Consider the following 13,810-nt stretch of genomic DNA (forward strand, 5'->3'; position numbering starts at 1 on the left):
CAGACTCTAGTCGTATGAAAGATAGAAAATGACGGCCCGACTTAGTCAGACGGTGCATTATCTATGACATAACAGCTAACGCGCGGATCAATTACTTCAAAGAAAGACATAGGTACTCCTGCGAGGGGTGTTGCCTACGATCACAACTGCTTCTGCTTCCCCAGCTCCAAAAACGCATGCAAATACGGCGTCTCAACATCACTTTGTTTGTAAGCGGCATACAACGTTTTATTGACGCCATTCTTACCCAGTTTCAAGGTGGTCAAAGGGTATTGCTCGCAATACAGCTTCGCTAACCAACGCGGCAAGGTAAACACACCTCGCTGGCAAACCGTCAGCTGCAGCATCATTTCGATCGACTCGGTAAACTTTTGCGCCTTGGCACTCACATGAGCTGGAATCAAAAACTCGGTATAAATATCCAGACGATCGACGGGAACGGGAAACAGAAGCAAAGTCTGGTCACGTAGCATCTCAGGCTTACAATATTTCTCTTTTGCCAGCGGATGATCCTCAGCAATCACCAGCACTAATTCGTAATCAAATAAGCTATCAAAGATTAATCCGGGGTGTTCAAACGGGTCAGGCGTGATCAACAAATCCACCGAATGATTCAGCAATCCCTCAACGCCGGAGAATTGAAATTTCTGCACAATATCTACATCGACTTCTGGTGAGGATTGCAGAAAGTCAGCGATCACCCGCATCAACCATTCATAGCATGGGTAACACTCCACACCAATGCGCAAATTCCCCTGACGCCCCTCGGAGTACGCCTGTAAGGTTTGCTCTGTGCGCTGCAAAACAGGAATCACGCGCTGTGCGGAACTCAGCAATTGCTCTCCCGGTTGGGTCAAACGAAGCAAGCGCCCTTCTTTCTGCCACAGCTTGACACCGAGGCGCTCTTCCAAGTGTTTTATCTGATGAGAAAGTGCCGATTGCGACAGATTTAATGAGCTGGCAGCCGCGGTCAACGTCTTGTATTGGTGCAATGCCAGTATGATTTGCAGATGGATACGTTCAATCATTGATGAACTCAGTTCATGGATAGTCTTATAACTATCATTATTCATCATTGATTGAAGCTTGTAAACTTGCCCCATAGTTTAAACAAGGACTCACCATGATCACCACTCACACACTTGGACAGGTTTACAATCCAGCTTCACTAAGTAAAGCCGATGCACTGGTACATACTGACCTGCTTACCCTGCACACGGGTAGTGTGAGTGAGCAAGTGGCGTTTAATCATCACTTATTCGGATTCGATCAAGCTTGCAGTGGTTCTACGAAATGCACGGAATGGTTCGGCAGTAGCCAGTATTTTGAGGCGATTACACCAAAGCAAGATATCGCTTTGAAGCTCAACACTGACGCATTAGTCGAGCAGATTAAACAGGCTGATAAGGCAGGTTACACTTGTAAGGCGTCAGTGCTAGGCCCGATTAGTTTACTGTGGTCATTAAACCTCAGTGATGACGCCGAGCGCATGAGCTATCTTGATAAAGTCATGCCACTGTATACCCAGCTGCTGACTGAAATGGGTGAGCACAAACTGCCTTGGATTCAGTTCGATGAGCCAATGCTGACACAAGAGTTGAGTCGTGAATGGCAGCATGCTTACCGCACTAGTTACTTCAGACTACAACGTGCACCTGTGAAAGTCATGGTAGCCAGCACTTATGGCGCATTGAACCGTAATTTACAAATTGCTTGCCAGTTACCGGTTCAGGCGATTCATATCGATGCTTGCACAGCACCAGAGCAAATTTTACGCGTAGTTGATTGGTTGCCACGTCATAAAATTCTATCGCTGGGTGTATTGAGCGCAGATGATCTGGCTAAGACCGATTTGAATAAATGGCTGGAAAAATTGACGCCATTTGCTAATCGTTTGAAAGAACGCCTATGGCTTGCGCCGAATATGTCGCTACAGCACCTGCCAGTTGAGTCTCCAAAGGATGGGGCGAATACCGAGCAAAATGCATTTGTACTGCAAAAAGTTCGTGAGCTGATTACGCTTGCGCAAGGTCTAAAGCAAGGTGAATTTAAGCAGCCTGTGCGTTTGCCACGTACTAATGCGCCGGTTGATATTCAGAAGCCAGCACAAACTCAGGTCGCTTAAGGTACTCAATAATATCCAGCTATCACGCCTCGATACTGCTTCACAAGTAACGTGGTGTTGATAGCCTAAACAGTACACGCTCAATGTTTTAGCAGTAACTAATTTTTGTTACACAGAAAATCAGCGAAACATCAGAAACTGTTTTTTGACTTAGAACTACAACATACCTTCTTCAAACGTCTATTAACTAAACCTCCCACAAAGACCCGATAGTGAAGAGTTTGATAAAATCTCATACTCTCTTTATTAAAGCTTCTGGCTTTTTTCCTTTAGGAAACTTAATCCCACCCTCTTTATGTAAGTTGTTCGATAATATATCCGCCCAGAGATTTGTCAGCGGCTCACCAGAGACAAATACGCCATCAATTAGTTTAAGTTTGTTTTTATAAAATAACCAACGCTGTCCATTCTTAAAGTACATATTGCCATGATCTTTTCTCTCTAAAAACACCACTTCCGAAGGATTTTCTTTTGATAAATCGATGGCATCACGTATATTTTGACCAACCGATTTATAATCAGGTCTAGCAGGCTGAACAACTCTATCCGCATTCGTTATAACAAACTCAGTAATTTTATCTTCATAACTAGTACCAAGACGTTTTTTTAAATCTTTTTGAGGAATATTAAGGTGCTTGGAAAATGCTAAATTTAGGGGCTCAAGAGACCACTTTGAATATGGTTCTTCCGTGTTTTTTATAAACTGAGAGTAACGTGAATCTCTCTCACGAGCAGTAAATAACCGATTAGGTTTCCAATATTCCTTATTTTTAGCGTAGACCAAAATATAGTTAGTCGTAGTAACTAAGCCAGGGTTAATCGACTTATGCCCAGTAGCCGACCCTTGCTTAAAGGTAATGATATTTATACGATTTTTTCGCCCAAAAATTTCATCAAGAATCACCATGAGATAGGCTATTTCATTGTCATCTATGTGGACAAAAAGAGTTCCATCATTTGACATAAGACTGAATAACAGTTCAATTCTCTGTTGCATTAAAGACAACCAAACGGAGTGCTCCAAGCCATCTTCATAATTATCAAATGCATCACCTGTATTAAAAGGCGGATCAATGTAAATGCACTTAACCTTCCCCGCGTACTCTTGCTCTAACGCTTTCAGTGCCAATAGGTTATCGCCATGAATCAGAATGTTGTCTTCAAAAGGCTTTGGAGTATCCTCTTCTGTCTGTGAAAACAAGTCAGTTGTTTCACCCTTCTCAGCTAAGTCAGGTACGTCAGCCCGATAAGAAAATTCAGGATCTTCTAGCAAAATACGTGGCTCCAAGCGTGGCCGTTTTTCTTTACCAATCCACGTTAGCTCTAATTTTTGTTTACTCATCAAATTGCTCAACTATTCCGTTCATCGCTTTGCTAGCTGCATAAATTGTTAATTTTAACTCAGCCTGTGCTTCATCAGATTGCTCATACTTTGGTTTTTGTAAGGATAGCGTTTGGCTTGCTGACAAAATTTTGGGAACACCCTCGCCTCGGCGCTCAATAATATTTTGCCGCTTAGTCACTGGGTCAGCTGAATAATAACGACTTAACAAGTTAACCAACGTCTCATTACGAGTAATACTGTTAGCGTCCATCGTTTTAACCGTTAAGCTATTTGGTAAGCCACCGGGTGTCATTATTTCCAAGCGGTCACTAAACATATGCAAGCGAACTTTCGCTCCATGGACGCCGTAATCACGATGCGCCACCGCATTAACAATCGCTTCATAAACAGCCCCTAGATCATACTGAGGAATATCAATTCGACCCGGTCGTTTAACGGCTTCAATGCGCATATTTCGTTTCACAAAACTAAATGCACATTCTATTTGCTGATCAATACTGTCACGGCAATCCAATGCATCTACTTGAAACTCTGCATTGCGCTCAGTGCCGCTATATGCAACACACTGTAACCATGCTGAAGATAGATAATCAGAAGGTTGAGCAGTCAGCAGTAAAACACCAGAAACGGTTAAGTAAGTCTCTTTCTCATCATCTTCGCCGATCAGATAAAGCTTACTCAATTGCATGCTTTCAGGAAGATCATTATCGCGCAAGAAGCGTTCTTTCAAGGAGGGATCAATTGCTTCAAGCGGAGCATTAGGCACGACTTGTTCATCAAAACGGATCAATCGCGCCATGCTGCGCTGCTGAAACATTCGGGCTAACAAGTCAGGGGCCATTTCGCGTTTGCTGGAGCCAACGCGATGATAATAACCATTAGGACTACGATGAACGAATAAGCTTTTTAGGATACGCACCCAAATCACAGGCTTTTGGTAGCCTTCACGATTAGGAACCTCGACTAACCGTGTTTGGATTAAAGGCGGTGGGCTGATTTTTTCATTTACAATATTAGTAAGCCAAAGCTCAACATCATCTAATTGTTCAGCAAGTATCCCCTCAACCGCTTTAGTCTGGTCATGAACCCCCAAAACAATAATGCCACCACTCGTATTGGCGAATGCTGCAATTTCATCTGCAATACCGTCTTTGTGAGGTGTTTTTATTTTATTACCCTGAAAAGAGACTGACTTAAACTCATAAGCTGAGTCTTCACCTAATCTAAGTTGGTACACCAACTCCCTGATTAAATCAGTTGTATCAATCATACAGACTCCTGTAACGACCAACGCACTGTAAACAAACACTCGCTGTATGCACTTAGCTCTAGTGCAGCAGCGGCTTCCTCTAACAACTCATCTTCTTTTGCTTCGATTTTTTTCTTCTCTTCGTGGTAATTCAGCATAATCGTGTCACGTTCTCGCTCTAGTTTTTTTAGAGCACGCTTAGCATCCATTTTTTCTTTTAAACTGGGTAGTTGGCGCGCGAGCCTTCGAGCATCACTCACCTCTCTATCTAATTGCTTCATACGTATCTCTAAAGCTGCTTTTCGGTCATCACTCCAGTGCTCTAGCTTCTCATTTTCTTCTTCGTAATATTGTTCACTTTGCTCCTCAGCTTTGGCAAAGTACTGACCGCGCTCCAGCTGCAACTGCTGCTCAAGAGTATCTGAATACATCAAAGCTTTTGTTGTCGCTGTTGCCTGCCCTGGGACCAACATTAAGCGCCGCGCAGTATCACTTTGTATTGCTTCACCATTATCTAAACAAGCGGTTACCAAAAGATACTCTAAGTGCTGTTTATTACTCGTGATAATGTATTTTTCCAACCTGAGTTCGCCACTTGAGCCAATCAGATTTCGTACATCAACTCGTTGTGTTTCCAGTTGCCCATAATTTAGTGTTAATTCTATTTGTTCATCCAGCTGACGCTTCTGAGCTTTTTGTATTAACTCCTTACCTAACCCTTCATTCGGACGAAAAAACTTTGCATCATGTGTTTCAGCAGCTGGCCACGTCAGGTCATACCAATACGAGTTATATCTAAAGCGGTCTTTGTGAAAGTCTGCATTAGGTAAAAGTTCAGCCTTTGCTAAGCGCATCATCATGTGCTGATACTCACCTAGGCTTTGAACAGTTGTTTCCTTACGCATGTTTAACTTCTGAACAACATCACTATCAAAATAGTTTAGAACAGAGCGAGACGTTTCTCGGATTTGATGGTCCAGAGTTTGTGCATTTTCTTCACGCCACTCATTATAAGCTGCATCAATTTCTTCATCACTACGACACTTCTGGTAAATTTCAAATATGCGGCGCTCAATGTCTACTCCAGACTCAATAGAGCCTAAGATCTCATCTGATGCACCAAATACTCCTTCAAATAACTTAAATTTTTCATTAAGTAATTCGAAGACACGTTCATCAGCACGATTACCTTTATTGATAAAGTTAACGACAACGACGTCATGCTTCTGACCATAACGATGAATACGACCAATGCGCTGTTCAACGCGTTGAGGGTTCCATGGCAAGTCATAGTTAATCAGCAAGGAACAGAACTGTAAGTTTATACCTTCTGCACCTGCTTCGGTGCTGATCATTAATCTTGAATCATCACGAAACTTATCAACCAAGGCCGCTTTCATATCAGAGGTTTTTGAGCCTGAAACACGGGCAGAGCCTTTGTGTTTTTCCAACCATTCCTTGTAGATCAGTCGTGATCTTGGATCATTATTCGTACCATTTAAAAGTACAATCTGGTCTTGATAACCCTGCTTCTCCAGTAGATCGTAAAGCCAAGCCTGAGTGCGTATCGACTCCGTAAAAATAACGGCTTTACGAGCCCCCCCTAAGCGTTCAGTCATTTCAAATGCTCGACTGAGTACCCTCAATAAAGCATCTGCTTTAGCATCTTGTTCAATATTTTTAGCGGCGTCACTAAATGATGTTAGACGTTCTATTTCTTCAGCTAATACCTCTGGGTCAATATACTCAATGTCTTCATCATCGGAATCCTCTACATCGTTGATAGACTCATAGTCTTTACTTAAGCCATCCACAACAGACTGCTTATCTTTCAAACGTTGAATCATGGTATCCAGTGTTCCCTGAATCGCATAGCTTGAAGAAGCAAGTATTTTACGTATCACTAATGCTACTAAGTGTCGGGCAACCGGCTTAATAGCAATTAAATTGTGATCTATTAAATAGTCAGAGATTGAATTATATAAAAGCTGCTCTTGGTCGCTTGGAGTGAAGTCTTCGGTAAGCGAGTAGCGCTTGGTGAAATTAAAGCTCCCTGTTTCCTGCACTTGTTTACGTAAACTTCGATTAACAATAGTACCTAAACGCTTACTCAGGAGAGTTAACTCTGACTGCTCAATATTGGGACGGGAATAACGCGCTTTAAACGAATCTAAATCACCAAAAAAATAAGGATCAATTACAGATACCATGCCATATAGCTCTAGTAAGCTATTTTGTAATGGTGTGGCTGTCATTAAAATCTTAGGTCGATTAAGTAGTGCAGCATCTAATGCTTTAGCTGTTTTGGCACCCTCTTTTTTATAGATATTTCGCAGTTTATGCGCTTCGTCAAAGACGACTAAATCCCAGACAACCCTTCCAAGCTCTAGCTCTTTACGTGCAGCGAACTCATAAGAAGCTATAACGATTGCAGCATCTTGCCACTGTATGACATCAAAAGGATTTTCCGCGCCTGTTTTCAACGCATCTTTATAGTTCGATGACTCTAAAATAACAGATGGTAGTTCAAATTTATCTTGTAGTTCTTGCGCCCATTGTTTACGTAATGTTGCTGGGACAATCAATAATAATTTACGCTTCTGTTCAGCCCAACGCTGAGCTAAAACTAAACTTGCTTCAATGGTTTTACCTAAACCAACCTCATCAGCAAGAATCACACCTTTAGACAATGGCGAGCGAAGTGCAAAAAGAGCTGCTTGCACCTGATGCGCATTCATATCTACTTTTGCACTAGCGATAGTTTGCGTTAAAGATTCTTCGTAGTTTCCTTGCAAGGATAGCCAGTGTGAAAAGTACGCGCTTTGCTGAGGTGTATACATGGGAGCTTAGTGTCCAATATTCTATTTATCAATAGGTTAGAAACCCTATCACTTCTAGTGTCTCACTATTGTGGCATCTTAACCTAAACAGAGGCAAGCGAGCATAGATTCTTAGCTCTCATGTTATCACATCACTACCCATTGCCACGTTGTGTTGTTTAGTTCGCAAAGCATCCTATCATTGGGATTTATAGATGCTAATAAAATGAGGTTTGTGTAAGGAGATTAAACAATATCGCACAAGCTTGACCCGACCATAACTTCACACTTTATTCTTCACTGCCGCAACACACTACAAGGGGCAGTGAAATGACGATATCAGATCAAGAATGCATCAACAGTGTGAAAATGATGATCAATGCCATTAAGTCTTAATTTCATGGTCGGAAGAGAAACAAGAGCTAATCATCGCAACCCGTAAACAACGCCTGCAGCAAGCTAGAGACTTAATTAAACAATTCGCCAAGCCTAATGGATCTGTTGTAGACGAATTAATTGCAGAACGACACGAGGCTCCAAAATATGAGTAAAGTCGTTCTGGATACTTCCGCTGTATTGGCTTACCTGTTTGATCAAACCGGCGCAGAAAAAGTCGCGCCTATCTTAGAATCTGGTGCGGCAGTGATTTCAAGTGCGAATTATGCAGAAACAGTCAGCAAGTTATTTGACCTAAAAATGCCATCAGAAGCCATTCAGACAACCATGGACAACCTCGAAATGGAATGTATTGCACTATCTGAACAACAAGCATTTATTGCCGGAGAGCTAAGACTGGCAAGCAAAGCCTATGGTTTATCACTGGGTGACAGAGCCTGTTTAGCCTTAGGAATAGAGACCGGATACGCCATTTATACCGCCGCTAAAGCTTGGGCCAAAGTTCCTGTTGAGTGCGAAATCATACTCATTCGCTAAGTCTCACTCTTCGATCCCTGAGTGCTGCATTAAATTCAGCGATGCTATTCTCTGTAATACTACCCAGCCTACTCACCCTCCCTCGCACAATGCCAAATTGCCGCGGGGTGTTATTTAATTCGCTCATCGATTCAAGCGCAGCTTGTGTGAGCGAATTAAATAACACCCCGCGGCACCACTACAACTGAATCCATGCAGTCTTCAGGTCAGTATATTTTTCCAAGGCATGTAGCGACTTATCCACCCCGTTCCCCGATTGCTTAACACCACCCAGCGGCACCGTCACATCCGGCCCACCATAAGTATTCACGTGCACCACTCCAGCCTTAACCGCCCGAATCATACGATGCGCCCGTGATAAATTCCCCGTCCAAACACCTGATGCCAAGCCGTAGTTGGAGCTATTCGCCATTTGTACCGCTTGCTCTTCAGTATCAAAAACCACCACCCCTAGCACGGGTCCAAACACCTCTTCCTTATCAAGTTGCATATTGGTAGTGACATCAGAAAACACGGTTGGAGCCATATAATAGCCACCAGTTTCACCAAGAATTTGTTTGCCACCCGTGACTAGATTCGCACCATCTAACATGGCACTGTCAATAAATGATAAATCCTTATCCAGCTGTGCCGCGCTATTAATCGCGCCGATGTCATTATCCAGATTAAGTGGGTCGCCGACTTTCAATTGTCTGGCAACAGCGGCAAGGTGTTCAACAAACTCATCATGTATTTCACGCTCAACGAGTAAGCGAGATCCTGCTACGCAAACCTGACCGGAGTTGCGGAAGATTCCCATCGCTGAGACCTTAGCAGCCTGCGCCAAGTCAGGAGCATCAGCGAAAACAATGTTTGGTGATTTTCCACCAAGTTCTAAGTACACACGTTTTAGATTTGAACGGGCCGAGTATTCCAGCAATTTACGGCCTACAAAACCCGATCCGGTGAATACCAAAACATCGACATCATTATGCAATCCTAAAGCTTCACCGCACACCGCACCTTGCCCGGTAATCACATTCAACACACCATCCGGAAGACCTGCTTCTGAAAATAACTCGGCAAGCCTCAGTAAGCTTAAGGAAGCGGTCTCAGATGGCTTGAGCACGACGGAATTACCGGTCGCCAGTGCCGGTGCTATTTTCCAGGCAGCGATCATCATTGGGAAATTCCACGGCACAATAGCCCCTACGACTCCGACAGGTTCGCGGTGAATCATTCCCAAAATGTTGTTCGGAGTGGGTGCAATTTCACCATAGACTTTATCGATTGATTCGGCGTAGAAGCGAATCGTTGCCGCTGCAGAACCCGGCTCTGCTCTAAACGCCATGCCGATTTCAGTGCCGTTATCACGTACTCCCAGTACAGCCAGCTCCAATGCATGTTTCTCAACGAGTTCAGCCGCTTTTAGCATCACTTTTTTACGTTCAGCGGGTGATGCCTGTGCCCAGCTTCCTTTTTCAAACACAGTACGAGCGGCTTTTACGGCGCGATCGACATCTTCAACGCCAGCATCGGCAGTGATAGTGATCACTTCACCGTTAATGGGACTGATGATATCCATGGTCTGGCCACTGCTAGCCGCTTGCCATTCACCATTGATAAACAATTGCTGAGGAGCAATGTTCTGTTGACGTAGCACGTCAATTTGTTGTTGTTCTAACATATTTATTCCTGGTCGGTTGTGCGCTGTCGAACGCAAGTTTCACCGTGATATTCAAATTTTTCGCTATCAGCTAATCAATCCCTGACATCACTTGATTACCTGATTACCTGATTACCTGATTGGTGCATGATTTAATTGCTGCAAATTAAGTTTTAATCGTGCCATCCGCCACCCATTGATCAAACTTGGCAAGTGCTGCATCTGCAAATGCCTGATCGTTAATATGAGCATCTAGTTCGGTCATTTCCACAGGGGACTGAATCGACTTTCGCATCTCAGCACAGAATGACTCTAAGCCCTCAGGATCATAAGCATCACCACCTTCTTTATCCCACTCTTCAAGTCCTTGTAGGGGAAGAAAAACATGCACCGCAGCTGTTGCCTGAGAAAGGCGTCGCCCCATTTCCCGAGCGGTCTCTCGCCGTTCTTCATTATTTAATGCTGACGACTTGATTAATCGATTGTGCGTATGAAATGGTCTGTCCTGAAATTGCTCTGGTATCTCCTGCCAGCCTGCAAAATCAATCAGGTCTATCGCACCCGGCGCGACTAATTGAGGAATACCCGCACGACCAGCACTCAGCAAGCGATCCGGCCCAGAGCTAACCACGGAGCCGAAGATCAGATTGCTAAATTCCTGCATGGAAAAGTCCATGACACAGGCAAAGTCACCTTTGGCAGCGATGTTTTCAAAGGCCATACCACCCATGCCTGTTGAATGAAAAATAGCCACGTCAAAGCCCCGTTCCTCCAGTGCAGGTTTGAGTAATTTCATATAGCTTAAACAGGAGCTGCCTAGCGAAGTCATTCCGACTACCGGACGATTATCTGTCACGGGTTCTACCGCTCGGGCCGCACCAAGCACTGCACCTGCTGCCTGACTAAGCGAGGACTTACAAATACTATTAAGCCCATACAAGCCACCTGCCCAAAGGATCATTTGGATATCTGCGGCTAAACGGCCCGGCGCTATCAATGGTGAGAATGAAACCGTGGAGACAACATATTTAGGCACTCCCAAAGGTAGCGCCTGACACACATCAAGTGCCAGATCTGTCGCCATAGTCCCGCCTAGCAGTACAATACCGTCAAACTTACCCTGCTTAAAAAGATCTAATGCCACTGCTGACGCACCTGCAGCCATCATCTGCATCGCTTCATTTTCGCTATTGAAATCGATGGCTTTTTGAATCGAACCATCGGCAGCCTCTGCAACTTGTTGTTTCGAGATATCCGTCGGGTTCTCCGGATCACCCAACACACTCACATCCATTGTCAACACACCGCCACCCATAGCTTTGATGCGTGATGCCATGTATTCCAATTCGTCGTTTTTAGTGTCGTATGTGCCGACAATTAATATCGTTTTATCCGACATGACAAGCTCCTGATAATATCTCACCTTCTGGCGTGTTAGTCGGCATCATTACGTGCCTCCTCTATCTGCTGTTTATGCCCGCGATATTCCTTAATCACCCCACGTATATGCAATACGATGACCAGCACGATAATCCCAAAAATAATTGCTGAGATTGGGCGATCAATAAAGTCTAACGGCGTCTTTACTCGTGCCATTGAAGCGCGCAGCTTAACCTCCATAATTCCGCCTAATACCATGCCCAATATAATCGGTACTATCGGTAAATTAAGGCGTTTTAACACCAGTCCAAATACTCCGAATCCTGCTGCGATTGCACAGTCCGTGATTGAATTACGCAAGGAATACACCCCCACAAAACTCAACACCAAGATCACTACGCCAAGGAAGCGAGTTGGGATTTGAATGATTTTTAGTATCCAATTGGTGGAGAACATAAGGAAGATCAGCACCATGACATTTAAAATCAATAATGCGATATACAGTGCCATCACAAAATCCATCTGGTTTTGAAATAGCTGAGGCCCGGGAATAACGCTATGCACATAGAAGACTGACAGCATCATGGCCGTTAATGCTTCTCCGGGAATGCCCAGCGCCAGCAATGGGATCATTGCGGCGGCAGGAACAGCATTATTGGCAGACTCTGAGGCGACTAAGCCTTCCGGTGAGCCGTTACCGAATAACTCAGGATTGTTAGAGCTTTTATGGGCATAGGTGTAAGACATGAACTGCGCGGTAAATTCACCAACACCGGGAATCATTCCCATTAACACACCGAACCCCGAGGCAACTCCCGCAACTCGTTTATATATCCAAAGCTCCTTTAGTCCCTGAAATAAGCCGCCATCGACAGGCATCGCCTTTGGCGTCCTATCTTTTTCAACCAGTAATAAGAAAGCTTGCGAAAGAGCAAACAATCCCAATATAACCACGATTAAATCTATACCAGAGGCTAACCAGCTCTGATCGAAAGTGTAGCGTTTGGTGTACTTTATCGGCTCCAGACCAATGCTGTTGATAAAGATACCGAAACACGCCAGCATACCCGCAGCCAACACCTGACCACGATGCGCAAAAATCACCAGCACAATACCCAACAATGCCGCCATAAATATCTCACGGCTACCAAACAGTGGTGCGACTAAGGCCAATACAGGGGCAAACAGAATTAAACAAATTACCGATATGATGCCACCGAGAAATGACGCGGAATAAGCAAGGCTCAAAGCGCGGCGCCCTTCTCCACGTTTGGTCATCGGATAACCGTCATAGGTGGTCAGTGCATTAACCGCTGTGCCCGGGGTGTTTATCAGAATGGCTGGGATAGACCCGCCATACATAGAAGACCCATAAATACCCAGCAATAGGGTCAGTCCTACGATTGGCTCCAAAGAAAAAGTGGCGGGTAATAAGATTGCGATAGCAACTGCAGCACCAACACCTGGAATTGCCCCAATGAAGACCCCACCAACAGAACCGATCAATAATGCAATCAGCACATCCCAACGCAGCAGAGTGTCCATTGCACCGATAAAAACGTCCATACTTCCCCCTAGAAATTTAGCAGCATGAAGCTGCGCATGGCATCTGGCAGGTATTCGTAGAGCTGTCCACCCGGAATCTTAACTTCCAGAAAGCTCTTAAATACCAATACGATGAGAAAGCCGATGAATGCAGAAAGTAGCAACATTTTTTTACTACGATAGCCAATGCGAAAGCTTAGAAGGGGCATGAAGATGAGCGTCATAGGTAAGTATCCCACGATTGGTACCAACCAGACATACAGTAAAAACCAGGCAGCATATTCCAAAGAGCGAAGCCACAAAGCTACTTCGGCCATACGTCCGTGAATACGTGGGGATAACGCGGATCCAATTAAGTGAAGTAAGGCAAAAAACGTCATACCCACTAAACTTACCGCAGGCCAGAATCCGGGCTGAGCAAATATCTTACCGCGTGATAACCATTTAACTTGTTCGTCAATTTGCGACAACAGCAAGTCACGATATTGAAACCGTACTGCAACGTCTCGCACCAGATGGCGATCCGGAATACAGACATGATTATGAAGGCGATGATGATATGTCAGCGCACATCCGCTGTATTCTTACCAATGACAGCCTGACGGTACCTGTGAGTAATGGCCGTGCCGCTTTAGGAACTTGGCAGGGAATCTATCTGTACGAGCATAGAACTAGTCGATTTAATCGCGAGATTGTGGTGACTGTGATGGGCGACTAGACCTGGATAACAAAGAAATGAACAAATACCAGTGTGGCTGTGGTCAAGGTA

General features: G+C 44.3%; 11 protein-coding genes. 3 read left to right on the forward strand and 8 right to left on the reverse strand.

Annotated elements, in window-relative coordinates; all coding sequences use genetic code 11:
• Positions 1 to 140: 140 nt before the first annotated feature.
• Positions 141 to 1,076: a LysR family transcriptional regulator gene (locus tag DKW60_RS01685; RefSeq protein WP_245929533.1), complete on the reverse strand. Its 936-nt coding sequence runs from the start codon at positions 1,074 to 1,076 to the stop codon at positions 141 to 143.
• A 47-nt stretch (positions 1,077 to 1,123) separates the two neighbouring features.
• Between DKW60_RS01685 and DKW60_RS01690 the strand changes: the two genes are divergently transcribed.
• Positions 1,124 to 2,125 (forward strand): hypothetical protein, encoded by a 1,002-nt coding sequence (locus tag DKW60_RS01690; RefSeq protein WP_109835936.1) that lies wholly within the window; start codon positions 1,124 to 1,126, stop codon positions 2,123 to 2,125.
• A gap of 232 nt (positions 2,126 to 2,357) precedes the next feature.
• Here the strand turns inward: DKW60_RS01690 and DKW60_RS01695 are convergent, their stop codons facing one another.
• Genes DKW60_RS01695 through DKW60_RS01705 form a run of 3 tightly spaced genes read right to left on the reverse strand, consistent with a single transcriptional unit; the run spans position 2,358 to position 7,559 of the window.
• Positions 2,358 to 3,467: a site-specific DNA-methyltransferase gene (locus DKW60_RS01695; RefSeq protein WP_109835937.1), complete on the reverse strand. Its 1,110-nt coding sequence runs from the start codon at positions 3,465 to 3,467 to the stop codon at positions 2,358 to 2,360.
• Positions 3,460 to 4,740 carry an RNA-binding domain-containing protein gene (locus DKW60_RS01700; RefSeq protein ID WP_109835938.1) on the reverse strand — a complete coding sequence of 427 codons (1,281 nt, stop codon included), beginning with the start codon at positions 4,738 to 4,740 and terminating at the stop codon, positions 3,460 to 3,462. Before DKW60_RS01700 ends, DKW60_RS01695 begins: the two co-directional genes overlap by 8 nt.
• Complete coding sequence (locus tag DKW60_RS01705; RefSeq protein WP_109835939.1) at positions 4,737 to 7,559, reverse strand: SNF2-related protein; 2,823 nt, start codon at positions 7,557 to 7,559, stop codon at positions 4,737 to 4,739. Before DKW60_RS01705 ends, DKW60_RS01700 begins: the two co-directional genes overlap by 4 nt.
• Before the next feature lie 522 nt (positions 7,560 to 8,081).
• Here DKW60_RS01705 and DKW60_RS01710 point away from each other — a divergent pair.
• The gene (locus tag DKW60_RS01710; RefSeq protein WP_109835940.1) at positions 8,082 to 8,471 is read left to right on the forward strand and encodes a type II toxin-antitoxin system VapC family toxin; all 390 of its coding nucleotides are present in this window, start codon (positions 8,082 to 8,084) and stop codon (positions 8,469 to 8,471) included.
• A gap of 178 nt (positions 8,472 to 8,649) precedes the next feature.
• Here DKW60_RS01710 and DKW60_RS01715 read toward each other — a convergent pair whose 3' ends face one another.
• From DKW60_RS01715 to DKW60_RS01730, 4 genes are all read right to left on the reverse strand, one after another.
• The gene (locus tag DKW60_RS01715) at positions 8,650 to 10,137 is read right to left on the reverse strand and encodes an aldehyde dehydrogenase (protein ID WP_109835941.1); all 1,488 of its coding nucleotides are present in this window, start codon (positions 10,135 to 10,137) and stop codon (positions 8,650 to 8,652) included.
• 145 nt (positions 10,138 to 10,282) lie between these two features.
• Positions 10,283 to 11,515: a Tm-1-like ATP-binding domain-containing protein gene (locus tag DKW60_RS01720; RefSeq protein ID WP_109835942.1), complete on the reverse strand. Its 1,233-nt coding sequence runs from the start codon at positions 11,513 to 11,515 to the stop codon at positions 10,283 to 10,285.
• A gap of 35 nt (positions 11,516 to 11,550) precedes the next feature.
• Positions 11,551 to 13,062 (reverse strand): tripartite tricarboxylate transporter permease, encoded by a 1,512-nt coding sequence (locus DKW60_RS01725; protein ID WP_109835943.1) that lies wholly within the window; start codon positions 13,060 to 13,062, stop codon positions 11,551 to 11,553.
• An 8-nt stretch (positions 13,063 to 13,070) separates the two neighbouring features.
• The gene (locus DKW60_RS01730; protein ID WP_109835944.1) at positions 13,071 to 13,553 is read right to left on the reverse strand and encodes a tripartite tricarboxylate transporter TctB family protein; all 483 of its coding nucleotides are present in this window, start codon (positions 13,551 to 13,553) and stop codon (positions 13,071 to 13,073) included.
• On the opposite strand from DKW60_RS01730, the gene DKW60_RS01735 reads away from it, so the two are divergent.
• Positions 13,538 to 13,759, forward strand: coding sequence for a secondary thiamine-phosphate synthase enzyme YjbQ (locus tag DKW60_RS01735; RefSeq protein WP_245929549.1), 222 nt, complete (start codon positions 13,538 to 13,540; stop codon positions 13,757 to 13,759). The genes DKW60_RS01730 and DKW60_RS01735 overlap by 16 nt on opposite strands.
• Positions 13,760 to 13,810 lie beyond the last annotated feature (51 nt).

This window comes from Leucothrix pacifica (assembly GCF_003172875.1).
Taxonomy (GTDB): Bacteria; Pseudomonadota; Gammaproteobacteria; order Thiotrichales; family Thiotrichaceae; genus Leucothrix; species Leucothrix pacifica.

Bases quoted from the DNA above. Each gene is read 5' to 3' on its own strand.
- DKW60_RS01705 (WP_109835939.1), bottom strand. From the start codon at position 7,559: ATGTATACACCTCAGCAAAGCGCGTACTTTTCACACTGGCTATCCTTG.
- DKW60_RS01700 (WP_109835938.1), bottom strand. From the start codon at position 4,740: ATGATTGATACAACTGATTTAATCAGGGAGTTGGTGTACCAACTTAGA.
- DKW60_RS01720 (WP_109835942.1), bottom strand. From the start codon at position 11,515: ATGTCGGATAAAACGATATTAATTGTCGGCACATACGACACTAAAAAC.
- DKW60_RS01725 (WP_109835943.1), bottom strand. From the start codon at position 13,062: ATGGACGTTTTTATCGGTGCAATGGACACTCTGCTGCGTTGGGATGTG.
- DKW60_RS01685 (WP_245929533.1), bottom strand. From the start codon at position 1,076: ATGATGAATAATGATAGTTATAAGACTATCCATGAACTGAGTTCATCA.
- DKW60_RS01710 (WP_109835940.1), top strand. From the start codon at position 8,082: ATGAGTAAAGTCGTTCTGGATACTTCCGCTGTATTGGCTTACCTGTTT.
- DKW60_RS01715 (WP_109835941.1), bottom strand. From the start codon at position 10,137: ATGTTAGAACAACAACAAATTGACGTGCTACGTCAACAGAACATTGCT.
- DKW60_RS01690 (WP_109835936.1), top strand. From the start codon at position 1,124: ATGATCACCACTCACACACTTGGACAGGTTTACAATCCAGCTTCACTA.
- DKW60_RS01695 (WP_109835937.1), bottom strand. From the start codon at position 3,467: ATGAGTAAACAAAAATTAGAGCTAACGTGGATTGGTAAAGAAAAACGG.